Raw genomic sequence first — 26,164 nt, forward strand, 5'->3', positions numbered from 1 at the left:
GGTCTACCTGTAATTCTTTAAAATTTCAGGAAAAACTAGCAATTTCAGTGAAAAAGTGATAAAATAAACAATGTAAGTGGTTTAACCACAAAAAATAAGAGGAGGCCTGATAAGAATGGCAATCGTTTCAGCAGAAAAATTTGTCCAAGCAGCTCGTGACAATGGTTACGCAGTTGGTGGATTCAACACAAACAACCTTGAGTGGACTCAAGCTATCCTGCGTGCGGCAGAAGCTAAGAAAGCACCAGTGCTTATCCAAACTTCAATGGGTGCTGCTAAATACATGGGTGGCTACAAAGTTGCTCGCAACTTGATCGCTAACCTTGTAGAATCAATGGGCATCACTGTACCAGTTGCGATTCACTTGGACCATGGTCACTACGAAGATGCACTTGAGTGTATCGAAGTTGGTTACACTTCTATCATGTTTGATGGTTCACACCTTCCAGTAGAAGAAAACCTTAAATTGGCTAAGGAAGTCGTTGAAAAAGCACACGCTAAAGGTATCTCAGTAGAAGCTGAAGTTGGTACTATCGGTGGTGAAGAAGACGGTATCATCGGTAAAGGTGAATTGGCTCCAATCGAAGACGCTAAAGCAATGGTTGAAACTGGAATCGACTTCTTGGCAGCTGGTATCGGTAACATCCACGGCCCATACCCAGCAAACTGGGAAGGTCTTGACCTTGACCACTTGAAGAAATTGACAGAAGCTCTTCCAGGCTTCCCAATCGTATTGCACGGTGGTTCAGGTATTCCTGATGACCAAATCCAAGCAGCTATCAAACTTGGTGTTGCGAAAGTTAACGTTAACACTGAATGCCAAATCGCATTCGCTAACGCAACTCGTAAATTTGCTCGCGACTACGAAGCAAACGAAGCAGAATACGACAAGAAGAAACTCTTCGACCCACGTAAATTCTTGGCTGACGGTGTAAAAGCTATCCAAGCATCAGTTGAAGAACGTATCGACGTATTCGGTTCAGAAGGTAAAGCTTAAGAAGCTTGATATATTTTTAAAAAAGTTTATCCGAAAGGATAAGCTTTTTTTGTATTATGACAATTGGACAAATAAAGAACAAATAATATTTTTCTTACAATCTAATAAAAAAATCTTGACAGACTAGATGATGAGGAGTAAAATATTAACCAGTTAATTAACTAGTTAATGAGTTTAATAAGTTGTTAAAAATTGAGTTTCTGCTATATTTTATAGAAAAAATATTTAGATGATTTCTTTGGGGGTATATTATGAGTTAATTGTAAATTGTGATAAGTTTTAGCGAATTCTGTATAATCAAAAAAGAAAGTGATATTCAATGGAAAAAAATAAGAAATACTTAACAGGAATTGTTGTCATTGCTACTGTGGGTCTTTTTGCTCATCAGCTAGGTTATTATCAGGCAAACAGTTCGATTAAAAAATCCAATCGAGTTAGCTATATTGATGGTAAGCAAGCTGTTCAAAAGTCTGAGGAGTTAACGCCTGACGAAGTAAGCAAAAAAGAGGGGATTAACGCGGAGCAGATTGTTATCAAGATTACTGATCAGGGTTATGTCACTTCTCATGGTGATCACTATCATTATTATAATGGGAAAGTTCCATATGATGCTATTTTCAGCGAAGATCTTTTGATGAAAGATCCCAACTATCAACTTAGGACTGAGGATATTGTCAATGAAGTCAAGGGTGGATATGTTATCAAGGTTAATGGGCAATATTATGTTTATCTGAAAGATATAGCTCGTGCGGATAATATTCGCAGTAAGGAAGAGATTAATCGTCAAAAGCAGGAACATGGTCATAATGTTACGAAAATAAGCAATGAAGTAGCAGCAGCTAGAGCTCAAGGCCGTTATACAACAGATGATGGCTATGTTTTTAATGCTTCAGACATTATTGAGGATACGGGAGATGCCTATATCGTACCTCATGGTAATCATTTTCACTATATCCCAAAGAGTGATTTGTCGCCTAGTGAGCTAGCTGCAGCTCAAGCTTACCTATCAGGTAGAGGAAAAGTAGCTAGTACTGTAGTCAGCCGTTCGTATAATAATGGAAACGGTGGCTGGATACAGACACAACCTACTTTTACTCAAATTTCAAACAACTATCAACCGAGTCAAGGAGAAGATGTTAAGGGTCTCCTTCAGCAACTTTATAATCTTCCATTTAGTCAGCGTCATGTTGAATCAGATGGCTTGATCTTTGATCCAGCACAAATTACTAGTCGAACACAAAATGGAGTAGCAGTGCCACATGGTAATCATTATCACTTTATTCCTTATACACAAATGTCGGCATTGGAAGAAAAGCTTGCTCGGACAATTCCTCTTATAAGTCAGCCTAATAAACCTATGTTAGGATTGACACCTTATAGACCTATACCAACTCCGATACTAACTCCATCTCAACCAGCTTTAAAACCGATTCTTCCTCCAAAGTTAAATTTGGAACATGCGGATTCATTGGATAAGGATTTAATCCAGCAGGTTGTTAGGAAAATAGCTGACGGTTATGTGCTAGAGGATAAAGGAGTGTCCCGCTATCTTTTAGCTAAAGACTTGCCTAAAGAGATTATTACAGCGATTGAAAATAAATTGGCGAAGCAGAAAAGCATACCTCATGTCCTGCAAGCTAAGAAAGAATCAGTTGAACCGAAAGATCAAGAGTTTTATGATAAGGTATATGGTCTTCTGACTCAGACCCATCAGCAATTGCTAGAAAATAAGGGACGTTTGTCAGATTTTCAAGCCTTGGATGATTTAGTGAAGCGTTTGAATGATGAAACAAGTGATAAGGTGCAATTAATTGATGACTTATTAGCATTTCTTGCGCCTATCAATCATCCAGAACGTCTAGGCAAAGCAAATTCACAGATTGAGTATACTGAAACCGAAGTTCGAGTAGCCCAGCTAGCTGACAAATATACGACATCTGATGGATATATCTTTGATGCGCGCGATATTATCAGCGACGAAGGAGATGCTTATGTAACCCCTCATATGGGACACAGTCACTGGATAGGAAAAGATAGTCTTTCAGCTAAAGAAAAAGCAGCTGCTCAGACCTATACTAAAGAAAAAGGTCTGCTTCCACCTGCACCAACAGATGATTCCAAAGCCAATCCAAGTGGAGAAAGTGCGTCTGCTATCTACGAACGTGTTCAAGGAGAGAAACGGATACCGCTCGTTCGTCTGCCTTACAATGTTGAGCATACTGTAGCAGTAAAAAATGGTAATCTGATTATCCCTCATAAGGATCACTACCACAACATCAAATTTGCTTGGTTCGATGATAAGACTTACCGAGCTCCTAATGGCTATACATTAGAGGATTTATTTGCAACTATCAAGTATTATGTTGAACATCCAGATGAGCGACCACAGTCTAGCGATGGATGGGGGAATGCAAGTGATCATGTTTTAGGTAAAAAAGATGACAAGGAGGATGCTGTTAGCCCAGAGAAACCTCAAGAAGAAGTTGAAGAGGAAACACCAACTGAGCCAGAAGTACCTCAAGTTGAAACTGCTAAAGTAGAAGCTAAGTTGCAAGAGGCGGAAGACTTACTTGAAAAGACGACGGATCCAAGTTTGAAATCCAATGCAACTGAGACCTTAACAGGATTGCGAAATAATCTTAATTTAGGGACTATGGATAATAATAACATCATGGCAGAAGTAGAAAAACTGTTAACCTTGTTGAAATCAGCTGTTTCAACACCTGCTACTAATACAGAAACAACACCTTGATTTTTATCTGTTTTTAGATATGAATGTTTTATTGATAAATAAAAGATGAACCAACAATTTTGGAGTTAATATGAAGAAAAGAACTGCAGTATTAATAACGCTGAGTATACTAGCTCTGATGCTGGGAGCGTGTACTCAGAAAGAAGAACAACAAGCTAAAGGTTTGAAGATTGTGACCAGTTTTTATCCGGTTTATGCCATGGTTAAAGAAGTATCTGGTGATTTGAATGATGTTCGCATGATTCAATCTAGTACAGGGATCCATTCTTTTGAACCATCAGCTAATGATATAGCGTCTATCTATGATGCGGATGTTTTTGTCTATCATTCACATACCTTAGAGTCATGGGCGGGGAGCCTAGATCCAAATTTGCAAAAATCTAAGGTGAAAGTGCTGGAAGCATCCGAAGGAATGACCTTGGAGCGTGTACCGGGTTTGGAAGACGTGGAAGCTGGCGAAGGAATCGATGAAAAAACTCTCTACGATCCTCATACATGGCTAGATCCTGAAAAAGCTGGTGAAGAAGCGCAGATTATTGCGGATAAGCTATCTGAACTCGATAAAGAACATAAGGAAATATATCAAAAAAATGCTAAGAAATTCATTGCTAAAGCTCAAGAATTGACCAAAAAATACCAACCAATCTTTGAAAAGGCTAAGCAAAAGACTTTCGTCACTCAACATACTGCGTTCTCGTATTTAGCAAAGCGGTTTGGTTTGCAGCAGCTAGGTATTGCAGGGATTTCTCCTGAACAAGAGCCAAATGCAAGGCAGCTTACTGAAATTCAAGAATTTGTGAAAACCTATAAAGTTAAGACGATTTTTACCGAAAGTAATGCATCGTCGAAAGTGGCAGAAACGCTCGTAAAGTCAACAGGTGTCAGGCTAAAAACTCTCAATCCTTTGGAAGCAGATCCTCAAAATGATAAAAACTACCTAGAGAATCTAGAAGAAAACATGAGTATCTTGGCTAAAGAATTGAAATGAGAAGGTAAAGCTTAATCTAGCTGAACAATACAAAACAGAAACCTGCCTGTAAAGGTGGGTTTTTTTGGTGTGTGACAAAATATGATAATTATTTTTAAATTACCTATGTTCGTTTGAAAGTAAAAGTGGTAGTATAGTGAGGAGATAAGATTCTATTTTCCTGAGTTAAGTAGGGAAATGATCTGTAACATGAATTGAATGATGGGATATTGAGAAACGTATGGCAATGATAGAAGTAGAGCATCTTCAGAAAAATTTTGTGAAGGCTGTCAAGGAACCGGGATTGAAGGGGGCTTTGCGCTCCTTTATTCATCCTGAAAAGCAGACCTTTGAAGCGGTCAAGGATTTAACCTTTGAGGTTCCAAAAGGGCAGATTTTAGGCTTTATCGGGGCCAACGGTGCTGGGAAGTCGACAACCATCAAAATGCTGACAGGAATTCTGAAACCGACATCTGGTTTTTGTCGAATCAACGGCAAAATTCCGCAGGATAATCGTCAAGACTATGTCAAGGATATTGGAGTGGTCTTCGGACAACGAACCCAGCTATGGTGGGATTTGGCACTGCAAGAGACCTATACAGTCTTGAAGGAAATTTATGATGTGCCAGACTCGCTTTTCCATAAGCGCATGGACTTTTTGAATGAAGTCTTGGATTTGAAGGAATTTATCAAAGATCCCGTGCGGACTCTTTCACTTGGTCAACGGATGCGGGCGGACATTGCGGCTTCCTTACTTCATAATCCCAAGGTTCTCTTTTTAGATGAACCAACCATTGGGTTGGACGTTTCGGTCAAGGACAATATTCGTCGGGCTATCACCCAGATTAATCAGGAGGAAGAAACAACCATTCTCTTGACCACTCATGACCTGAGCGACATTGAGCAACTCTGTGATCGGATTTTTATGATTGACAAGGGGCAGGAGATTTTTGATGGAACGGTTAACCAGCTCAAGGAAACCTTTGGCAAGATGAAGACTCTCTCCTTTGAACTACTACCAGGTCAAAGTCACCTCGTTTCTCACTATGAAGATTTTTCGGATATGACCATTGATAGACAAGGAAACAGTCTCAATATTGAATTCGATAGTTCCCGCTACCAGTCGGCTGATATTATCAAGCAAACCCTGTCTGATTTTGAAATTCGTGATTTGAAGATGCTAGATACGGATATTGAGGATATTATCCGTCGCTTCTATCGAAAGGAGCTCTAAGATGGTCAAATTGTGGAGACGTTACAAACCCTTTATCAATGCAGGGGTTCAGGAGTTGATTACCTATCGAGTCAACTTTCTTCTCTATCGAATTGGCGATGTCATGGGAGCTTTTGTGGCCTTTTATCTCTGGAAGGCAGTCTTTGATTCCTCGCAAGAGTCCTTGATTCAGGGTTTCAGCATGGCAGATATCACCCTCTACATCATCATGAGTTTTGTGACCAATCTTTTGACCAAGTCGGATTCTTCCTTTATGATTGGGGAGGAGGTTAAGGATGGCTCCATTATCATGCGCTTGCTGAGACCAGTTCATTTTGCGGCCTCCTATCTCTTCACCGAACTTGGTTCCAAGTGGTTGATTTTTATTTCTGTTGGAGTTCCATTTCTATGTGTCATTGTATTGGTAAAAATCCTTTCTGGGCAAGGGATTGTAGAAGTGCTGGGATTAACTGTCCTTTATCTCTTTAGCTTAACGCTGGCCTACCTGATTAACTTTTTCTTTAATATCTGCTTTGGATTTTCAGCCTTTGTATTTAAAAATCTATGGGGTTCTAATCTACTCAAGACTTCTATAGTGGCCTTTATGTCGGGGAGTTTGATTCCCTTGGCTTTCTTTCCTAAAATTGTTTCAAATATTCTTTCCTTTTTGCCTTTTTCATCCTTGATTTACACTCCGGTTATGATTATCGTTGGGAAATACGATGCCAGTCAGATTCATCAAGCGCTTTTGCTACAGTTTTTCTGGCTCTTAGTGATGGTGGGCTTGTCTCAGTTGATTTGGAAAAGAGTCCAGTCATTTATCACCATTCAAGGAGGTTAGTATGAAAAAATATCAGCGCATGCATCTGATTTTTATCAGACAGTACATCAAGCAAATCATGGAATACAAGGTTGATTTTGTGGTTGGTGTTTTAGGTGTCTTCCTGACCCAAGGCTTGAACCTCTTGTTTCTCAATGTCATCTTTCAACACATCCCCTCGCTAGAAGGCTGGACCTTTCAAGAGATTGCCTTTATCTATGGTTTTTCCTTGATTCCCAAGGGACTGGACCATCTCTTTTTTGACAATCTCTGGGCACTGGGGCAACGATTGGTGAGAAAGGGAGAGTTTGACAAGTATCTGACTCGTCCTATCAATCCTCTCTTTCACATCCTAGTCGAGACTTTTCAGATTGATGCCTTGGGTGAGCTCTTGGTCGGTGGAATTTTACTAGCGACAACGTTCTCTAGCATTACTTGGACTATTCCCAAGTTCTTGCTTTTCCTAGTCTGCATTCCTTTTGCGACCCTGATTTATACTTCTTTGAAAATCGCGACAGCCAGTATCGCTTTTTGGACCAAGCAGTCAGGTGCTATGATTTACATTTTCTATATGTTTAATGATTTTGCCAAGTACCCGATTTCCATTTACAATTCGCTCCTTCGTTGGTTGATTAGTTTTATCGTTCCTTTTGCTTTTACAGCCTACTATCCTGCTAGCTATTTCTTGCAGGACAAAAATGGGCTCTTTAACATTGGTGGTTTGATTCTGATTTCCCTTGTTTTCTTTTTCATTTCGCTCAAACTCTGGGATAGGGGATTGGATGCCTACGAAAGTGCGGGTTCGTAAGATGGAAAATATGTTTAGTCCTAAAGCTTAAAACATGAAAGGATTTAAAGATGGTAGCGATTGAAGAAGTGAAGGAAGAAAAACAAAAGATGATAGCAGTCAGTGAAGTTTTAAAGGATCTACCAGAATGGTTTGGAATACCTGAAAGTACACAAGCTTACATTGAAGGAGCTAGGGATTTACAAGTTTGGGTTGCTTATCAGGAGAGTAAATTGGCTGGCTTTGTAAGCTTATCTTATTCTAGTGAAGATTGTGCAGAGATTGACTGCTTAGCTGTTAAGAAATTCTATCATAGAGCGGGAATTGGTAGTCAACTTCTAGAAGTTTTAGAAAAATCTGCTCGTCAAAAAGCATCCTATCTGCAAGTAAAAACGGTAGCACCAGGTTATTATCCTACCTATGACAGAACTAACGCTTTTTATCAGGCTCAGGGCTTTAAAAAGTTAGAAATTTTTCCTGAACTTTGGGATAAAAGCAACCCTTGTTTGATTTGGGTTAAGAAATTGTGAAATTCTAACTTGACAAAAAAACTCAAGATGCTAAAATAAAGGGGAAAAGACGCCGATTTAGCTCAGTTGGTAGAGCAACGCACTCGTAACGCGTAGGTCACAGGTTCGATCCCTGCAATCGGCAGAAAGAAAACCAGCAACTTTTTCATGGGTTGCTGGTTTTGTTTATCTAATTCTTATAAAGAAGTAAGAAAAGTTAGACCGCCTAATATCACTCCTGCCGCATTGGGAATGATAAGGATCCAGTCTTTTTTAGGTTCTTTGGTCCAACCATAGATTACCCAAATTAAACAAGAAACTGCTGCGAATAGTGGTTGGAATGGTTGAGCTTTTTCTCCTTGCAAGTTAGCGATAATTTGTGGAATATATGCAATAAAGACAAGAATCCCAATAAAAGCTCCAATAGATCCGACAAAGCGATTAATTTTTTGTTTAGACATATAGTACCTCCTGAGGTACTATTATATCAGAAGGAAAAAAGTTTTCAAATTTGTTTGATCATAAAATAAGACAGATATTCAATATGTGTAAGTCGTGCTTTTATACTAAACGAATCTATTGGAGAGTCTAGGATGAGAAATCAAATTTGCTTAACATTTTTTGAGAAGGGTAAGCTACCACTTAGTTATCAAAAATAACCACTTACTGAAAATGCCTTGTTTCTTTTTTGAAAATTGTTATAATGAAGTCAGAAGCAAGGAAAGGAGTGGCTATGAAGATTAGGATTGAGCTTGATACAGATATGGCAGAAACTGAAGTCGTTATCCGAACGGCTCAATATGGTGAAGAGGTGGCTCGGATTCAAGCAGCTCTTGAACAAGCCAACCGTCAACCGATAGCTTTCTATAAGGATACAAGTGAATATTTTGTCGATTTGAAGAATATTTTATTTTTTGAAACGGATGCTACCAAAATTTATGCTCATAGCAGGGATGATGCTTATGAAGTCAAATTGAAGCTATACGAATTAGAAGAGAGACTTCCGGCATATTTCTGTCGCATTTCAAAGTCTACTATTGCCAATGCCAAGGCTATTTACGCTTTGGATAAATCATTTTCGGGAACCAGTACTATCCAATTTTATGACACACATAAACAAGTGCACGTTTCCCGACACTACTATCAAATTTTAAAAGAAAAGTTAAACGAAACGAGGTAATTTTCATGAAAAAAACAATTTTTGGAATCGGCTTTTTAGTCTTGGCAGCTTGGGTTCTGCTGCAGGGGAATTTTGGGATTCCTGCCTTCAATTTTAATATTTGGCCCATGCTAGTAGTTGCAATGTTTGCCTATTTCGCCTTGGAAAATTTCTTAGAAAGAGACTTTGGCACTGGGCTGATCATGGCAGTTATTGCGCTGATTATTGCCAATGCCGTTTACCACTTTTTAGCTATTTCAACAGGAACCTTGGTTTTGGGTGGTATTCTGGCTTGCATCGGTCTCAATATGATTTTCAAGCCCCGGCGCATTTTTAAGGGGCGTATCTTCTCAACTGCCTCTTCTTCCTCAAAAGATGATATTGCTTTTGGCAGCGGCACGCGCTATATCAACTCAGATAACTTCACCTATGAAAAGTTAGACTGTGCTTTTGGCAGTGCATCGGTTTATTTTGATAATGCGACTATCGAAGGGGACTCAGCAACTTTTGAAGTGGATCTGTCTTTTGGCAGTGTGATGCTTTATGTGCCCAGCGACTGGCGTGTAGAGCTGGATGTAGATAATGCCTTTGGCTCTGTCTACAATCCCCGCAATGTCAATGAAAAGAGAAAAACTCTCTATGTCAAAGGCAACGTAGCTTTCGGTTCTTTGAAGATTAGCTATGTTTAGGAAAACGGATTAATTTCGAAACTTTGGACAAATGTACTTGTCAAACGTCAAGTTTTTTGGTAATATAGGAAGGTATGTGGTGCTAGCACATCCGTAATATTAGATCTAATAGGAGGAAACACGATAATGGCTAAAGTATGTTACTTTACTGGTCGTAAGACTGTATCAGGAAACAACCGCTCTCACGCGATGAACCAAACAAAACGCGCTGTTAAACCAAATCTTCAAAAAGTTACTGTTTTGATTGACGGTAAACCTAAAAAAGTTTGGGCTTCAGCTCGTGCCCTTAAATCAGGTAAAGTTGAACGCGTTTAATTTTTATTTAAAAGGATGGAAATTTTCCGTCCTTTTTTGCTTGTAAATTTCCGCCTAGACAGTTGATTTAGACCCTTCCTCTTTTACACCCTGTATAAAATATGGTAGAATAAACTATAAAATACTTTTGAGGTACAAATTATGACTGTGAAAATTAATACAAAAGATGGTCAAATTGAGCTGACTGATGATGTGATTGCGACAATCGTCGGCGGTGCAGCGACTGAAATTTTTGGTGTAGTTGGCATGGCCAGCAAAAATGCAATCAAGGATAATTTTCAAGCCCTTTTAGGAAAAGAAAACTATGCTAAGGGCGTGGTTGTGAAAGCGACTGATGAAGGTGATATCGCAGTTGATGTCTACACTGTGTTAAGCTATGGAGTCAAAATCAGCGAAGTTTCCAAAAACATCCAAGAGCGTGTTAAATTCAGTTTGGAAAACAAGCTCGGAATTACTGCCCATGCAGTGAATGTTTATATCCAAAATATTAAAGTCGTAGGAGAATAATCGTGGCAAATATTACTACTAGTTTATTTCAAGAAATGGTGCAGGCGGCATCTACTCGCTTAAATAAACAGGCTGAATATGTAAACTCTTTGAATGTCTTCCCGGTTCCAGATGGCGATACAGGGACCAACATGGGCATGACCATTGAAAATGGTGCCAAGGAAGTGTCAGATAAGTCTGCTTCAACAGTTGGCGAAGCGGCGGGTATCTTTGCGAAAGGCCTTTTGATGGGCGCGCGTGGTAACTCAGGAGTTATCACTTCCCAGCTTTTCCGCGGTTTTTCTCAAAGTGTGAAAGAGCATGAAGAGCTGACTGGTGAAGATCTAGCTCTGGCCTTTCAGTCTGGTGTAGAAGTGGCTTACAAGGCAGTTATGAAGCCGGTTGAGGGAACGATTTTGACTGTTTCCCGCGGTGCGGCTATCGGAGCCAAGAAGAAAGCTGAAGTCACTAATGATGCTGTAGAAGTTATGAAAGCAGCTCTTGAAGGAGCAAAGGCTGCTTTGGCTAAGACACCGGATATGCTGCCGGTTCTGAAAGAAGTCGGCGTTGTGGACTCTGGCGGTCAAGGGTTGGTCTTTATCTACGAAGGCTTCTTGTCTGCACTTACAGGCGAATATATCGCATCTGAGGACTTTGTGGCGACACCTGCGACCATGTCTGAGATGATCAATGCTGAGCATCATAAGTCTGTAGCTGGCCATGTGGCAACAGAGGACATCACTTACGGCTACTGTACAGAAATCATGGTGGCTCTCAAGACAGGTCCAACCTATGTAAAAGACTTTGATTATGATGAATTTCGCAACTACCTCAATGATTTGGGAGATTCCCTGTTGGTAGTCAACGATGATGAAATCGTCAAAGTCCATGTCCATACCGAAGATCCAGGACTGGTTATGCAGGAAGGTCTCAAGTATGGTAGTTTGGTCAAGGTCAAGGTTGACAATATGCGCAACCAGCACGAAGCACAGGTTGAAAAGGAAGAGCGCTCAGCTAAGCCGGCTCAAGAAAAAGAATTTGCGATTATTGCTGTAGTGGCTGGTGATGGTCTGGCTGAAATCTTTAAGGCTCAGGGAGTTGACTATATCATCTCTGGCGGTCAAACTATGAACCCATCAACAGAAGACTTCATCAAAGCTGTGGAGCAAGTCAATGCTCGTAATATTATTATCTTGCCAAACAATAAAAACATCTTCATGGCAGCCCAATCAGCAGCAGAAGTGATTGAACAGCCTGCAGCTGTTATTGAGACTCGCACGATCCCTCAAGGTTTGACCAGTCTCCTAGCTTTTGATGGCAGCAAGACTATTGAGGAAAACCAAGAGCGTATGACTGCAGCCTTGGCAGAAGTAGTCAGCGGCAGCGTGACGACTGCGGTTCGTGATACGACGATTGATGGCTTGGAAATTCATGAGAATGACAACCTCGGTATGGTGGATGGCAAGATTGTTGTTTCTAATCCAGATATGCTGACAGCTTTGAAAGAAACGTTCAGCAAGATGCTCAATGAAGACAGCGAGATTGTCTCTATCTATATCGGTGAAGACGGCAGCGAAGAGTTGGCTAGCAGTCTTGCTCAAGATTTGATGGAACAATTCGAGGATGTCGAAGTAGAAATTCATCAGGGCAGTCAGCCGGTTTATCCATATATTTTTAGTGTTGAATAGTATAAAAAGGCAATCGAAAGGTTGCCTTTTGTCATTTTGTAGAAAATACTTAGACAAGAAACTGGTATTATGTTATACTGTAACAAATAAAAAGTAAAAAAAGGTGAACTATGAAAAAATTTTTCATTCTTGTTATTTCTGCTTCGGTACTCTTGACGGGCTGTGTGCTTCCTAGCTTCAGCAAGCATCGTCCTAGACATTCTTCTGAATCAGCAGCTTCTTCTAGGCGGACTAAATCCAGCTCTAGCTCCAGCTCTAGCAAGTCATCCAGTTCTTCTTCTGAAAGTACAGAGATTGTCTCTAAAACCTTGGTTGGAGACATTGAAGGAATCCATCATCGTGATACAATTACCTATCAGGGCAAGAAAATCTTGAATCTTCGTATGGGATTGCTCACTTCCTTGCCAGAAGAAGCTAGTGCGGCATCAGCTACTTTGACTCCAGAGGAGATGACGACTATCATTCGTGAAGGAATGCAGTCTGATTCAAACTATGTAGCAGCTAAGAGTCTGGAAGGTGTCAATATTGATTATTCAGTTACAGCAGAGAAGAAATTGCAGACCTTGATTGAAATTGATTTGCAAAAGGTCAATGTCGAAGAGGTGGAAAAGAACAGTTTCTTCCAAGGTTTTGGACTGAAGGATATTAAGGATATTACACCTGAGATGTTTATTCTGAGTCTGAAGCTCAATGGTCTCAAAGAAGAGGTACAGAGCTAAAGTTTAAAAGCGTTGGTCGCCTCATCTTACAGATTGAGTAGCTAGTTTATTGAAAAATTTTTTAGATTAGGCTGCTTTAATTCCAGTTTCTATCTAAATTGCAACAGACATACAACTAGTCGGTTCCTCTCAACGAGGGGGCCGGCTTTTTTTGTGTCTTCATGCAGAAGGGAGATAGACAGATTATTCCAATATTTGCTGGCTTTGTGCTCTAAAAGCGGAATAGTGACATTTGTCATGTCAGCTGGTGACAAAATCAACTAGTAGGAAAAATTTCTTTGCCTTATAATATAGTTAACAAAATGATAAAAGGTTGCTGTAAGAATTCAAAAAGCATTTGGTCTTTATTCTTCTTCCGGCTTTGGAAAAATAAAGGAAAGATGCACATGCGCTTTATCGAATCAAAGGAGGAGTAAAATGGAACTGATTGAAGTAAAGAAGCTTTCAAAAAGCATTCATGGTAAGGAGATTTTAAAGGATATTTCGTTTGAAATCTCCCAAGGTGACTGTGTGGCCTTGATTGGTCCCAACGGAGCAGGTAAAACGACTCTCATGGATTGTTTGCTGGGCGATAAGTTTCTGACAGCAGGTGAAGCAAGGATTCAGGGGCTCAAACCAACTGACAATCATCTCAAGCAGTCGGTAGCGATTTTACCACAGGAAAATACAGTGGTGGAGGATTTGAAGGTCAAGGAACTCTTGACGTTCTTCCAAGCTATTTATCCAAATAGTCTGTCTGATCAAGAAATTGATGACTTGCTGCAATTTACAGACAAGCAAAAGAATCAGTTGGCCAGCAAGCTGTCTGGTGGGCAAAAACGTCTCTTCTCTTTTGTATTAAGTCTGATTGGCCGTCCTAAGATCCTGTTTCTGGACGAACCGACTTCAGCTATGGACACTTCCACTCGTCAGCATTTCTGGGAAATTGTTAATCAGCTCAAGCAGCAGGGAGTGACCATCGTTTATTCTTCGCACTATATCGAAGAAGTCGAGCATACGGCAGATCGGATTTTGGTGCTGCACAAGGGCGAGTTGATTCGGGACACGACGCCTTATGCTATGCGCAGTGAAGAGCAGGAAAAACACTTTACCTTGCCACTGACTTATCAGTCTGTGCTGGAAAAGCTGGATAATGTGACTGATATAGAAATCAAGCAAAAGGCTTTATCTTTTGCTACTAGAGAAGCTGGTCAAGTCTGGCAAGTCCTGCAGGAAAACGGCTGTACAATCGAAGAGATTGAAGTACGTAACCGTACCCTCTTGGATAGTATTTTTGAAACGACACAAGAATAGGAGAGTAATCATGAAAAATATGGCAAGTCTTATGAAGATTGAGTTGATTTTAATGAAGCGGCAGGCTGCTTATTATCTCTTGTCTATTGGTCTGCCCAGCGTCTTTTACCTGATTTTCTCAGGAATGATGTCTGGAAGTGATACGTCTGAACTTGTGCTTCGAGGCTACCTCTTCTCTATGACTCTTTTTAGTATCATGTCTAGTGCCTTCTTTAGCATTCCAAGCACTTTGCAGTCTGATAAAAATAATAACTGGCAAAAAATGATTCAGCACTCGCCGATTTCTATGGTAAAATATTATATATCAAAACTTTGCAGTACGCTGTTGACTTTTATGCTTTCTATTATCGTAGTCTTCTCGATTGGGCATTTTGTTCGCGGGGTTAATCTGCCAATGGTGGACTGGCTTCTTATTGCCTTGATCCTTCTGGTAGGAAGTGTGGTCTTTATTGCCATGGGTGTATTGGTCAGTCTCTTGCCAAGTGCTCAGCTTATGTCTGTAGTGGGCAATATCGTCTATATGGCACTGGCTGTTCTGGGCGGTCTATGGTTTCCTCTGACTATGTTCCCAAAATGGCTCCAGCCAATCGGTAAGTTGACGCCAAGTTATCAACTGATGCAGGTTGTGTCTTCTTATCTAGAACACCATCAGTTCAATGGCAAGGCAGCTTTGATTGTTCTGATTTATACGGTTTTGGTCAGCATTCTTGTGCTGCAGCTCAAAAAGCGAATTGAGGTAAAATAAATTCATGTGGGAAAAGCTTAAACAAGTCCACTATATGTTTCATATTGCGCTGGTCTTTATCATCTTTCCAGTGGCGGGAGTAATCAGCGGGGAATACCCGCTTTTCCTCTTGCTCTGGACAGCTATTTTTGTTGTGGCTTACTATGCGGTTTTGCTAAGTAACCATCGCCTTATCCAGTTTTTTTCTTGGTGGCTCTTGATTTCTTACATATATTATAGTTCTGTCTTCTTAAATACAGGTTTTACCTGGTATATTTTTTATCTATCTAATCTGCTAATTTACGAACTGGATGATATTTCTTTTAAATCCTGGCGTTTTTTGACCTTTATCGCCTTGCAGCCTGCTATTGTACTAACTAATTATTTGATGGGCAATGTTGGTCCAACAGAATTGCTTTTCTATATTGTAATCTTTCTCTTTTCGGATGGTATGACATTTGGTCTCTATCGGATTCAGACGGCAGAGCAGATCAAGGAAGAAAAGGTCAAGCAAAATGCCCAGCTGAATCTCTTTCTAGCAGAAAATGAGCGGAATCGGATTGGCAGAGACTTACATGATAGTCTAGGACACACCTTTGCTATGCTCAGTGTTAAGGCGGAGCTGGCTCAGCAGTTTTTGCAGATGGAAGCCTACGACAAGGCAGCAAAAGAACTGCAGGAAGTGCAAGAGATCAGCAAGAAGTCCATGGCTGATGTTCGGCGGATTATTAATGATCTAAAGAATCGGACGCTGGACGAGGAACTCGTGACCATTCGAGCCATGCTGGAGATGAGCGGCGTTCAGGTAAAGATAGATAACCAGTTCAATGTTGCCAGTATCCCACCAAGTCAGCAGTCAACGATTAGTATGATCTTACTGGAGGCAGCGACCAATATCATCAAGCATGCCAAGGCTAAAAAGAGTAATTTTTCTTTGGTAAAGAACGGGGAAAAACTTGTTTTAGACATTCAGGATGATGGTTGTGGTTTTCAGAAGCTGACCGGACGGGAGTTGCATAGTATTCGAGAGCGGCTGTCTGCCTTATCAGGAAAGCTTGAGATTCTTAGCAGCCAAGATCCAACATGGATTCGAATTGAATTGCCATACGGAGGGAAGGAAGCATGAAACTTTTGTTAGCAGAAGATCAAAGTATGCTGAGAGATGCTCTAGCTCAGCTCTTGCAGCTGCAGCCAGATGTCGAAGAAGTCTATCAGGCCGCAGATGGGCAGAAGGCTATTGACTGTCTTAGCTCAGAAACTGTTGATGTAGCTATTTTGGACGTGGAAATGCCCCACCAAACCGGCCTAGACGTTCTCGAATGGGTCAAGGCCAATCGACCCAACATCAAGGTCATCATCGTCACAACCTTCAAGCGACCGGGCTACTTTGAGCGAGCTGTTAAGGCGGATGTAGATGCTTATGTGCTCAAAGAGCGCAGCATTGCGGATTTGATGAAAACCATCCAAACCGTTCTAGATGGGCAAAAGGAATATTCGCCGGAATTGATGGAGGTGCTAATGACCAGTAGGAACCCTCTCTCTCAGCAGGAGAGGCTAGTCCTGCAAGCTGCGGCGACTGGCCTGTCCAATAAAGAAATTGCTGAAAAACTCTACCTGTCAAATGGAACGGTTCGTAACTATATGTCTGCTATTTTGACCAAGCTAAATGCTGAAAATCGAACAGAAGCCGTCCGAATCGGCCAAGAGAAAGGCTGGTTATAGCTGGCAGGAGCTTGAGAGGAATCAGATATATTGGCATATCAAGAAAAAACATTATTTCTTTTCCTTTAATCTCCAATCTTGTGGAGGCGAGCTATCGACCATTCAGAGATAATGAACTAAAAAATTGAAAAAAAGAAACAGGTTTTCTATACCATAGTTAGGTAGAAGACCTGTTTCTTTTGTATAATTCAAGAATGAATTATCATTCTTGTTATAGTTTTTGCTTGTCTTAGGGAAGCAGCCTTAGTCAGTCTTACGATTGACAGAAAAGTAGAGATAAATTAGTCCGATCAAGCCGATAGGTATGGAAAAAAGCCAGATGATAAAGAAGCGAATGATTTTCCAAATGATCATGATAAGAACAGGAATGAGAAAAATGTTGTCCCCTATAATCAAATCAACGATGCTTTCATAGACAAACATGGCAAAAGGATAAAAGAGTGTGAAACTCAGATAAAGAAGCCAGACAGGAAGAGGTGTGCTGAAACCTTTTAGCATAACAAATAGTAGCCCAAAGAAAGCAAAGCTGAAAATGTAGTGACGAATCAGCCAAGAACGGTCAAGACTTCTGAAAATATTAAGAAATTTCTCCATTGTTGACCTCCATTGATAAATTAATAGCATTATTATACCACTAAAGAAAAAGGAAGTCCATAGAAAATAAAAGCAATATTGTAAGAAGGTTGTTTTCCTGTTTACAGAGAAAAGGCAAACCCTGATATGGAAGCAGCATGCTCTTATTCGGTTTCTTTGGAAAATTTTCCCTTTTCATATGATAAATCGCTAAAAAATGTAGAAAAACATTCTGCATGACTTGCAATTTTTTTCAAAAATGTTATCATAGTAGAAAGCTTTTTGAATTTTTAGAAAATTGTAAATAAATGAAAGGGGAAGAATGGAGAAAATCAAATTAGAAACTTCTAAGACAGGTTCAGAGCTTGTTTTGGAAACCTTGAAAAATCTTAGTGTTGATACGATTTTTGGCTATCCCGGCGGCGCTGTACTGCCGCTTTATGATGCTATTTATAGTTTTGAAGGCATCCGTCATATTCTAGGCCGCCATGAGCAAGGCTGTGTTCACGAAGCAGAAGGCTATGCTAAGTCTACTGGGAAAATCGGAGTTGCAGTTGTGACCAGCGGTCCGGGAGCGACTAATGCCATTACCGGCATTGCTGATGCCATGAGTGATAGCGTCCCCCTTTTAGTCTTTACTGGTCAGGTAGCCAAGGCTGGGATCGGTAAAGATGCTTTTCAGGAAGCGGATATTGTTGGGATTACGACTCCTATTACCAAGTACAATTATCAGGTTCGGGAGACGGCAGAAATTCCGCGTATCATTACAGAAGCTATTCACATTGCGACGACAGGTCGTCCTGGTCCAGTCGTTATTGATTTGCCTAAGGATGTCTCCGCTCTGGAAACGGACTTTATCTATGACAGCAAGTTGCATCTGCCGAGCTATCAGCCGACTATTGAGCCTAATGAATTGCAGATTAAGAAGATTATCAAGCAGATTTCTAAGGCTAAAAAGCCGGTCCTTCTTTCGGGAGGCGGTATTAGCTATGCTGGGGCAGCAGCGGAATTGGTTGCGTTTGCGGAGCGATATCAGATTCCAGTAGTCACTAGCTTGTTAGGTCAGGGAACTATTGCGACAGACCATCCTTTGTTCTTAGGTATGGGTGGGATGCACGGTTCTTTTGCGGCCAATATTGCCATGACTGAGGCCGACTTTATGATTAGTATCGGCTGTCGCTTTGATGACCGTCTGACCGGCAACCCAAAAACCTTTGCCAAGAACGCTAAAGTAGCACATATCGATATTGACCCAGCGGAAATTGGAAAAATTATCAGCGTAGACATTCCTATCGTAGGGGATGCTAAGAAAGCCCTGCAGATGCTGCTCAATGAAGAGCAGGTGCATAATAATACCAGCAAGTGGATTGAAAAAGTAACCCAGGACAAGGAGCGGGTTCGCTCATATGATAAGAAAGAACGTGTCGTACAACCTCAAGCTGTCATTGAGCGCGTGGGTGAGCTGACCAAGGGTGATGCCATCGTTGTAACAGACGTCGGTCAACACCAAATGTGGGCCGCCCAATATTATCCGTATAAAAACGAGCGTCAACTGGTAACGTCTGGTGGTCTAGGAACCATGGGCTTCGGTGTACCTGCAGCCATTGGAGCTAAAATTGCCAATCCGGATAAGGAAGTGGTGCTCTTTGTCGGAGATGGTGGCTATCAAATGACAAACCAAGAGATGGCTATTCTCAATATCTATAAGATTCCGATTAAGGTCATCATGCTTAACAATCATTCGCTAGGCATGGTGCGCCAGTGGCAGGAAGCTTTCTATGATGGTCGTACCTCTGAGTCTGTCTTTGAAACTTTGCCAGATTTCCAGCTCATGGCTCAGGCCTATGGTGTTAAATCCTATAAATTTGACGATCCGGAGACTATTGTCCAGGATTTGGAAGTGCTTAAAGAAGATATACCGATGTTTATTGAGGTAGATATCTCTCGTAAGGAGCACGTTCTTCCAATGGTGCCGGCTGGCAAGAGCAATCATGAGATGTTGGGGGTGAAGTTCCATGCGTAGAATGTTGACAGCTAAACTTCAAAACCGTTCGGGGGTTCTGAACCGCTTCACGGGTGTTCTGTCCAGACGTCAGGTTAATATTGAGAGTATCTCAGTCGGAACGACGGAAAATCCGGAAGTATCCCGTATCACCATCATCATTGATGTGGCTTCATTGGCAGAAGTCGAGCAGATTATCAAGCAGCTCAATCGTCAGATTGATGTGATTCGGGTTCGAGATATCACGGACCGCCCTCACTTAGAGCGTGAAGTGATTCTGGTTAAGGTCTCGGCTCCAGCTGATAAGCGGGCAGAGATTCTATCTATTATCCAGCCATTCCGGGCAACAGTTGTAGATGTAGCACCTAGCTCCATTACCGTTCAGATGACCGGTGATGCAGAGAAGAGCGAGGCTTTGCTTCGAGTCATTCGCCCATATGGTATTAAAAATATTGCTCGGACTGGAGCAACAGGCTTTACCCGAGATTAAATCAAACTTTTAATTTGTTAAAACCGCCTAGTAGGCAATAAAAATAGAAAAGAGAGTAAAACTTATGGCAGTAACAATGGAATACGAAAAAGATGTTAAAGTAGCAGCGCTTGACGGTAAAAAAATCGCCGTTATCGGTTATGGTTCACAAGGACATGCGCATGCACAAAACTTGCGTGATACAGGCCACGATGTGATTATCGGTGTTCGTCCTGGTAAGTCATTTGACAAGGCTAAAGAAGATGGCTTTGATACTTATACAGTAGCAGAAGCAGCTAAATTGGCTGATGTTATCATGATTTTGGCTCCAGATGAAATCCAACAAGATCTCTATGAAGCAGAAATCGCTCCAAACTTGGAAGCTGGAAATGCAGTTGGATTTGCTCATGGTTTCAACATCCATTTTGAATTTATCAAAGTTCCTGCTGATGTAGATGTCTTCATGTGTGCACCGAAAGGTCCTGGTCACTTGGTTCGCCGTACTTTCGAAGAAGGTTTTGGTGTACCAGCTCTGTATGCAGTTTACCAAGACGCTACTGGAAATGCAAAAGATATCGCAATGGACTGGTGTAAAGGTGTTGGTGCGGCTCGTGTTGGACTTCTTGAAACAACTTATAAAGAAGAAACAGAAGAAGATCTCTTTGGTGAACAAGCTGTGCTTTGTGGTGGTCTGACTGCCCTGATTGAAGCAGGATTTGAAGTCTTGACTGAAGCTGGCTATGCACCAGAATTGGCTTACTTTGAAGTGCTGCACGAAATGAAACTGATTGTAGACTTGATCTATGAAGGTGGCTTCAAGAAGATGCGCCAATCTATCTCAAATACAGCTGAATATGGTGACTATGTATCTGGTCCGCGCGTCATTACTGAGCAAGTCAAAGAAAACATGAAGGCAGTCTTGGCTGATATCCAAAACGGTAAATTTGCGAACGACTTCGTTGATGATTACAAGGCTGGTCGTCCAAAACTCACTGCTTACCGCGAGCAAGCTGCTAATCTGGAGATTGAAAAGGTCGGTGCAGAATTGCGTAAAGCAATGCCATTCGTTGGTAAAAACGACGACGATGCTTTCAAGATTTATAATTAAGATAAAGAGCAGATAAGACATTAGGGGTTGGAATGCGAATTCCCAGCCCCTTGTTTTGCTTGATAGAGAATAAACTGAAAAAACAGGGAAGGAAGAAACATGCTCAGAGCAAAAGATATCACGCATGCTCATAAAGTGTTAAAAGATGTGGTTGTCAATACACCGCTTGACTACGACCACTATTTGTCGGAGAAGTACCATGCCAAGATTTACCTGAAGAAGGAAAATATGCAGCGGGTACGCTCTTTTAAACTCCGCGGGGCTTATTATGCCATTTCTCAACTTAATGAAGAGGAGCGCCAGCGTGGGGTTGTCTGTGCTTCTGCGGGAAATCACGCCCAAGGAGTGGCCTATACTTGTAAGGAAATGAAAATTCCAGCAACTATTTTTATGCCCATCACGACTCCTCAGCAGAAGATTGGTCAGGTTCGCTTCTTTGGCGGTGAATTTGTGGATATCAAGCTGGTTGGAGATACCTTTGATGCTTCGGCTAAGGCAGCGCTTGACTATACTAAGGCTGAAAACCGGACCTTTATCGATCCTTTTGACAATGATGATGTCCAAGCTGGTCAAGGAACAGTAGCCTATGAAATCTTAGATGAGGCCAAGAGAGAAGCTATCGATTTTGATGCAGTTTTGGTACCAGTTGGCGGCGGCGGACTGATATCAGGAGTCTCAACCTATATCAAAGAAAGTCAGCCGGCTATCGAAGTTATTGGTGTGGAAGCCAACGGTGCCCGCAGTATGAAAGCGGCATTTGAAGCTGGAGGTCCGGTCAAGCTTAAAGAAATCGATAAATTTGCTGACGGCATCGCAGTTCAGAAAGTCGGTGCATCAACCTATGAGGTTACACAAAAGAATGTTCAAAATCTTATCGGTGTAGATGAAGGGCTTATTTCAGAGACCATCATTGATCTATATTCCAAGCAAGGGATTGTCGCAGAGCCAGCTGGTGCTGCAAGTGTTGCTGCTTTGGAAGTCCTGAGCGAGTATATCAAGGGGAAAACTATCTGTTGCATTATCTCAGGTGGTAATAATGACATCAACCGTATGCCGGAGATGGAAGAACGGGCACTTATTTATGATGGTATCAAGCACTATTTCGTGGTTAACTTCCCGCAGCGTCCGGGTGCCCTGAGGGAATTTGTGAATGATATTTTAGGGCCCAATGACGATATTACTCGTTTTGAATATATCAAGCGGGCAAGCAAGGGAACGGGACCAGTTTTGATTGGTATTTCTCTGGCAGATAAGCATGATTATGCTTCTTTAATTAACCGTATTGAGCAGTTCGATCCGTCCTTTATCAATCTGAACGGGAATGAAACACTCTACAATATGCTTGTCTAATTGTAAATATATTTTAGCCTAATTTGTATGCTTTTATTTGAAACTGCAAATTAAATATGTTAGAATATACTATAGTGAATCAAGGAGGCTTGAACATGTTGTTTATTCCATTTTTCTTTATCATATTGATCATAATCTTAATATTCTTGCTGCTTAGTGCAGTCTATGTGGTTCGTCAGCAATCTGTGGCAATCATTGAGCGTTTTGGACGCTATCACAAAACCAGCAGCAGTGGTATCAATTTCCGTCTTCCTTTAGGGATTGACAAGATAGCAGCTCGCGTTCAGCTGCGTTTGCTGCAGAGCGAGATTGTCGTTGAGACCAAGACACAGGATAATGTTTTCGTAACTATGAATGTTGCGACCCAGTATCGTGTAAATGAGAACAACGTAATTGATGCTTATTACAAACTTATGCGGCCAGAAGCACAGATTAAGTCCTATATTGAAGATGCCCTTCGTTCCTCCGTTCCAAAACTGACCTTGGATGAGCTCTTTGAAAAGAAGGACGAAATTGCCCTAGAGGTCCAAAAACAGGTAGCTGAAGAAATGTCGACCTATGGCTATATCATTGTCAAAACCTTGATTACCAAGGTTGAGCCTGATGCTGAAGTTAAACAGTCTATGAACGAAATCAATGCGGCGCAGCGTAAGCGTGTGGCTGCTCAGGAATTGGCTGAAGCGGATAAGATTAAGATTGTGACAGCTGCCTCTGCAGAAGCTGAGAAAGACCGCCTGCATGGGGTTGGTATTGCCGAGCAGCGGAAGGCCATTGTGGATGGTTTGGCAGATTCGATCAAGGAATTGAAGGGCGCCAACATTGAGTTGACAGAAGAGCAGATTATGTCTATTCTTTTGACCAATCAGTACCTGGATACGCTGAATAATTTTGCAGATAGTTCGGGTAATAATACCATCTTCCTTCCAGCAAATCCAGAAGGTGTCGAAAGTATTCGGACTCAGATACTTTCAGCCCTCAAAGCTAAGTAAAGAAAATTCAGAATTATTTAATTTGTTCGAATTTGGTTTGTTTAAGTTGACAAACTGTATAAAAACAATTATAGTAGTTGATGTAGCTAGAATAGAGAGGAGTAAGAAATGGCTAAATCTAATTTCGAGAAAGTAGAATCTGTTGTTAGTTGGGTACGTGATAAGAAGATCACTGGTTACCGTATTAGTAAAGAAACAAATGCACGTGAAATGTCTATCATTGCTCTTGCTCAAGGACGTGCAAAAGTGAAAAATATCTCTTTTGAAACAGCTCTTGGCTTGATTGATTTCTACGACAAAAACCATGAAAAATTTGAAGACTAAACTTCAAAATTGTGCAACTGATATTGCTCATTAAATCAAAAAAGGAATCTGGACTTAGTTCCAGATTCCTTTTTTTGTTTTTGAAAATAGAAGTAATTTAGCTGAGGAAGCGTTGCAGGAATTCTTTAGTTCTTTCTTCTTTGGGATTGGTGAAGATATCCTGCGGGCTGCCAGCTTCAGCAATGACGCCCTTGTCCATAAAGATAACATGGCTGGAAACATCACGGGCAAATTCCATTTCGTGGGTCACGACAATCATTGTCAGCCCTTCCTGAGCTAGTTCTTTCATGATTTTCAGAACTTCACCGACCATTTCAGGGTCGAGGGCTGAAGTCGGCTCGTCAAAGAGGATGGCATCAGGATTCATGGAGAGGGCGCGGGCAATAGCGACCCGCTGCTTCTGACCTCCTGAGAGTTGCTTAGGCTTGGCCTGCCAGTATTGCTCGCCCATGCCAACTTTGTTGAGGTTTTCTTTGGCAATTTTCTCGGCTTCTGACCGTTCTTTTTTCAGAACTGTTGTCTGAGCGACGATAGTGTTTTCAAGGACATTAAGATTCTCGAAGAGATTGAAAGACTGAAAGACCATGCCCAGCTTTTCACGGTAATGGGTCAAGTCGTAATTCTCGTCCAGAACATTCTTGCCGCGATAGAAAATCTGTCCGCCAGTTGGCGTTTCCAGAAGGTTAATGGAGCGCAGGAAGGTTGACTTTCCGCTGCCGGAGCTGCCGATGATGGAAATCACTTCTCCTTTATGAACGGTGAGGGAGATGTCCTTGAGGACTTGGTTTTCACCGTAGGACTTCTTGAGGTTTTTAATTTCTAAAATGGTTTCTGTCATGATTTTACTTCTCCTGTCTGCATTTGATTGGCACCTGTCGTGTAGTTGTCTGTGTCGAAGCGTTTTTCAACATAGCGCAGGATGCGTGTCACGCTGAATGTCAGGACAAAGTAGATTACAGCGATGATGGTAAAGGTTTGGAAGTATTGGTAGGTCTGGGTAGCGATAGTATTTCCAGAGAAATAAAGCTCGACTACCGAGATAACGTTCAGCACAGATGTATCCTTGATATTGATGACAAATTCGTTACCGGTTGCGGGCAGAATATTGCGGACGACCTGAGGCAGAACAATCTTGCGCATGGTCTGACCATGAGTCATACCCAGTGCTGTTGCGGCTTCAAATTGCCCTTTATCAACAGCAAATATACCACCGCGGACAATCTCACTCATATAAGCTCCAGTATTGATGGAGACGATGAAAATGGCCGCGATAGTTCGGTCGATAGAGATTCCGAAAGCCTGGGCTGTTCCGTAGTAGATAACCATGGACTGAACAATCATTGGAGTTCCACGGAAAATCTCAATATAGATATTTAAGAACCAGCCGAAGATTTTTTGCAGTGATGCCAGGAGTTTATTCTTAGAAGCTGGTGCCGTCCGATAAACTCCAATCAGCAGTCCGATGATGAGGCCTGCAATGGTTCCTGTTATCGAAATAAGCAAGGTCAACCCAGCTCCGCGTAGGAATTGAGGCCAGTTTTCAGCCAGAATCTTAGCAACTTGACTGAAGAATGATTCATTCGTTGTTTCACTATCCGTATCAACAGGCTGTTTCTGAATCATCTCATCCATCAGCTTGACTTGGTCATTGGTAGTAATCTTAGCGATTGCTGCATTGGCTTGCTCGATACGATTGTCATCCTTGCGCATCCCAATGGCAATGGAAGCATCTTCTTCGCCGACTTCAAAGCCTTTCTCAAATTGAATCATTTTGAAGTTGGAGTTGGCAGTCTCGGCAGTCAAGGCTTCTGGCCGCTCAGAGATATAGCCATCAATAACACCGGATTCTAAGGCTTGACGCATCTGAGCAAAATCGCCCATAGCTGTTTCTTTTTTGGCACCAGGCAGTTGGTCAATGAGATTGTAGAGATAAACTCCTTGCTGGGAAGTGACTTTAGCGTCTTTGAAGTCTTCTAGAGTCTTAGCAGATGCATATTTTCCATCTTTACGAACTAGGAGAACTGGCTCGCTGGTGTAGTAACTGTTGGAAAAGGCGATTTCCTTTTTCCGCTCGGCAGTTGGGCTCATACCTGCAATAATCATGTCAATTTTGCCGGAAGTCAGAGCAGGAATCAAGCCATTCCAGGAAGTCTTGACAACCAGAGGTTCCTTACCCATCTCTTGAGCAATTTTTTTGGCAATCTGCACATCGTATCCGTTGGCATATTGGTTGGTGCCTTCGATTTTTACAGCACCGTTGGAATCGTCATCCTGAGTCCAGTTGAAGGGCGCGTAGGCTGCTTCCATACCGATTCTCAGGTAGTCATCGGCCTGAATAACATGGATCGTTCCTAAGGTGACCAGGAGGGCTGTAAATAAAGTGAGTAATAATTTCTTCATGGGTTTCTCCTGCTTATCTAATAATAGTTCTTCCTATTCTATCGAAAATTACCGTTCTTTTCAATCCTAGTAAGCCCTTACTTGATAAAAATGATATAATAGAACAAAA

At 41.4% G+C, this 26,164-nt stretch carries 27 protein-coding genes and 1 tRNA gene; 24 read left to right on the top strand and 4 right to left on the bottom strand.

The window, feature by feature from the left end; all coding sequences use genetic code 11:
- Positions 1-115 precede the first annotated feature (115 nt).
- From O3627_RS07540 to O3627_RS07575, 8 genes are all read left to right on the top strand, one after another.
- Positions 116-997, top strand: coding sequence for a class II fructose-bisphosphate aldolase (locus O3627_RS07540; RefSeq protein WP_002908770.1), 882 nt, complete (start codon positions 116-118; stop codon positions 995-997).
- Positions 998-1,316: 319 nt separating this feature from the next.
- Positions 1,317-3,749 (top strand): pneumococcal-type histidine triad protein, encoded by a 2,433-nt coding sequence (locus tag O3627_RS07545; RefSeq protein ID WP_125382508.1) that lies wholly within the window; start codon positions 1,317-1,319, stop codon positions 3,747-3,749.
- 70 nt (positions 3,750-3,819) lie between these two features.
- Complete coding sequence (locus O3627_RS07550) at positions 3,820-4,737, top strand: metal ABC transporter solute-binding protein, Zn/Mn family (RefSeq protein WP_002905305.1); 918 nt, start codon at positions 3,820-3,822, stop codon at positions 4,735-4,737.
- A gap of 220 nt (positions 4,738-4,957) precedes the next feature.
- The gene (locus O3627_RS07555) at positions 4,958-5,950 is read left to right on the top strand and encodes an ATP-binding cassette domain-containing protein (RefSeq protein ID WP_002905304.1); all 993 of its coding nucleotides are present in this window, start codon (positions 4,958-4,960) and stop codon (positions 5,948-5,950) included.
- A gap of 1 nt (position 5,951) precedes the next feature.
- On the top strand, positions 5,952-6,770 hold the full coding sequence (locus tag O3627_RS07560) for an ABC-2 family transporter protein (RefSeq protein ID WP_002905303.1): 819 nt from the start codon (positions 5,952-5,954) through the stop codon (positions 6,768-6,770).
- A gap of 1 nt (position 6,771) precedes the next feature.
- Positions 6,772-7,557 (top strand): ABC transporter permease, encoded by a 786-nt coding sequence (locus O3627_RS07565; protein ID WP_002905302.1) that lies wholly within the window; start codon positions 6,772-6,774, stop codon positions 7,555-7,557.
- A 50-nt stretch (positions 7,558-7,607) separates the two neighbouring features.
- Positions 7,608-8,066, top strand: coding sequence for a GNAT family N-acetyltransferase (locus tag O3627_RS07570; protein WP_002902392.1), 459 nt, complete (start codon positions 7,608-7,610; stop codon positions 8,064-8,066).
- A gap of 51 nt (positions 8,067-8,117) precedes the next feature.
- Positions 8,118-8,190: transfer RNA gene (locus tag O3627_RS07575), tRNA-Thr, on the top strand.
- Positions 8,191-8,242: 52 nt separating this feature from the next.
- Here O3627_RS07575 and O3627_RS07580 read toward each other — a convergent pair.
- Positions 8,243-8,506: a SemiSWEET family transporter gene (locus O3627_RS07580; protein WP_002902394.1), complete on the bottom strand. Its 264-nt coding sequence runs from the start codon at positions 8,504-8,506 to the stop codon at positions 8,243-8,245.
- A 272-nt stretch (positions 8,507-8,778) separates the two neighbouring features.
- Between O3627_RS07580 and O3627_RS07585 the strand changes: the two genes are divergently transcribed.
- The 10 genes from O3627_RS07585 (at position 8,779) to O3627_RS07630 (ending at position 16,840) form a co-directional block, all read left to right on the top strand.
- Positions 8,779-9,225, top strand: a complete 447-nt coding sequence (locus tag O3627_RS07585; RefSeq protein WP_023917202.1) for a LytTR family DNA-binding domain-containing protein — start codon at positions 8,779-8,781, stop codon at positions 9,223-9,225.
- 5 nt (positions 9,226-9,230) lie between these two features.
- Positions 9,231-9,893 carry a hypothetical protein gene (locus tag O3627_RS07590; RefSeq protein WP_002905297.1) on the top strand — a complete coding sequence of 221 codons (663 nt, stop codon included), beginning with the start codon at positions 9,231-9,233 and terminating at the stop codon, positions 9,891-9,893.
- A 126-nt stretch (positions 9,894-10,019) separates the two neighbouring features.
- Positions 10,020-10,208, top strand: coding sequence for a 50S ribosomal protein L28 (gene rpmB / locus O3627_RS07595; RefSeq protein ID WP_001140948.1), 189 nt, complete (start codon positions 10,020-10,022; stop codon positions 10,206-10,208).
- Positions 10,209-10,349: 141 nt separating this feature from the next.
- Positions 10,350-10,715, top strand: a complete 366-nt coding sequence (locus tag O3627_RS07600) for an Asp23/Gls24 family envelope stress response protein (protein WP_002893676.1) — start codon at positions 10,350-10,352, stop codon at positions 10,713-10,715.
- Positions 10,716-10,717: 2 nt separating this feature from the next.
- A complete protein-coding gene (locus O3627_RS07605; protein WP_002917709.1) occupies positions 10,718-12,382 on the top strand; it encodes a DAK2 domain-containing protein in 1,665 nt (554 codons plus the stop codon).
- Between the two features lie 110 nt (positions 12,383-12,492).
- The gene (locus O3627_RS07610; RefSeq protein ID WP_002917706.1) at positions 12,493-13,101 is read left to right on the top strand and encodes an SP0191 family lipoprotein; all 609 of its coding nucleotides are present in this window, start codon (positions 12,493-12,495) and stop codon (positions 13,099-13,101) included.
- A gap of 417 nt (positions 13,102-13,518) precedes the next feature.
- Positions 13,519-14,394: an ABC transporter ATP-binding protein gene (locus O3627_RS07615; protein ID WP_002917704.1), complete on the top strand. Its 876-nt coding sequence runs from the start codon at positions 13,519-13,521 to the stop codon at positions 14,392-14,394.
- 10 nt (positions 14,395-14,404) lie between these two features.
- Positions 14,405-15,139 (top strand): ABC transporter permease, encoded by a 735-nt coding sequence (locus O3627_RS07620; RefSeq protein WP_002893671.1) that lies wholly within the window; start codon positions 14,405-14,407, stop codon positions 15,137-15,139.
- Positions 15,140-15,143: 4 nt separating this feature from the next.
- Positions 15,144-16,244 (top strand): sensor histidine kinase, encoded by a 1,101-nt coding sequence (locus tag O3627_RS07625; RefSeq protein ID WP_002917702.1) that lies wholly within the window; start codon positions 15,144-15,146, stop codon positions 16,242-16,244.
- A complete protein-coding gene (locus O3627_RS07630; protein ID WP_002893668.1) occupies positions 16,241-16,840 on the top strand; it encodes a response regulator transcription factor in 600 nt (199 codons plus the stop codon). Before O3627_RS07625 ends, O3627_RS07630 begins: the two co-directional genes overlap by 4 nt.
- A gap of 243 nt (positions 16,841-17,083) precedes the next feature.
- Here the strand turns inward: O3627_RS07630 and O3627_RS07635 are convergent, their stop codons facing one another.
- Positions 17,084-17,434, bottom strand: a complete 351-nt coding sequence (locus tag O3627_RS07635; protein ID WP_002893665.1) for a hypothetical protein — start codon at positions 17,432-17,434, stop codon at positions 17,084-17,086.
- A 301-nt stretch (positions 17,435-17,735) separates the two neighbouring features.
- On the opposite strand from O3627_RS07635, the gene O3627_RS07640 reads away from it, so the two are divergent.
- The 6 genes from O3627_RS07640 to O3627_RS07665 all read left to right on the top strand — a co-directional run bounded on the left by O3627_RS07640 (position 17,736) and on the right by O3627_RS07665 (position 23,655).
- On the top strand, positions 17,736-19,436 hold the full coding sequence (locus O3627_RS07640) for an acetolactate synthase large subunit (protein ID WP_002893661.1): 1,701 nt from the start codon (positions 17,736-17,738) through the stop codon (positions 19,434-19,436).
- Positions 19,429-19,905 carry an acetolactate synthase small subunit gene (ilvN, locus tag O3627_RS07645; protein ID WP_002898887.1) on the top strand — a complete coding sequence of 159 codons (477 nt, stop codon included), beginning with the start codon at positions 19,429-19,431 and terminating at the stop codon, positions 19,903-19,905. The genes O3627_RS07640 and ilvN overlap by 8 nt, the downstream gene beginning before the upstream one ends.
- 64 nt (positions 19,906-19,969) lie before the next feature.
- Positions 19,970-20,992, top strand: coding sequence for a ketol-acid reductoisomerase (gene ilvC, locus O3627_RS07650; protein ID WP_002902418.1), 1,023 nt, complete (start codon positions 19,970-19,972; stop codon positions 20,990-20,992).
- 99 nt (positions 20,993-21,091) lie between these two features.
- Entirely contained in the window at positions 21,092-22,342 is a 1,251-nt protein-coding gene (ilvA, locus tag O3627_RS07655; RefSeq protein ID WP_125382502.1) for a threonine ammonia-lyase IlvA, read from the top strand.
- 56 nt (positions 22,343-22,398) lie between these two features.
- Entirely contained in the window at positions 22,399-23,331 is a 933-nt protein-coding gene (locus O3627_RS07660) for an SPFH domain-containing protein (protein WP_125382501.1), read from the top strand.
- A gap of 108 nt (positions 23,332-23,439) precedes the next feature.
- The gene (locus tag O3627_RS07665; protein ID WP_002893653.1) at positions 23,440-23,655 is read left to right on the top strand and encodes a hypothetical protein; all 216 of its coding nucleotides are present in this window, start codon (positions 23,440-23,442) and stop codon (positions 23,653-23,655) included.
- Positions 23,656-23,752: 97 nt separating this feature from the next.
- Here the strand turns inward: O3627_RS07665 and O3627_RS07670 are convergent, their stop codons facing one another.
- Positions 23,753-24,493: an amino acid ABC transporter ATP-binding protein gene (locus O3627_RS07670; protein ID WP_023917192.1), complete on the bottom strand. Its 741-nt coding sequence runs from the start codon at positions 24,491-24,493 to the stop codon at positions 23,753-23,755.
- Positions 24,490-26,055 (bottom strand): ABC transporter substrate-binding protein/permease, encoded by a 1,566-nt coding sequence (locus O3627_RS07675; protein WP_023917191.1) that lies wholly within the window; start codon positions 26,053-26,055, stop codon positions 24,490-24,492. The genes O3627_RS07670 and O3627_RS07675 overlap by 4 nt, the downstream gene beginning before the upstream one ends.
- Positions 26,056-26,164 lie beyond the last annotated feature (109 nt).

This window comes from Streptococcus sp. 27098_8_82, assembly GCF_041431615.1.
Lineage (GTDB): Bacteria > Bacillota > Bacilli > Lactobacillales > Streptococcaceae > Streptococcus > Streptococcus sanguinis_K.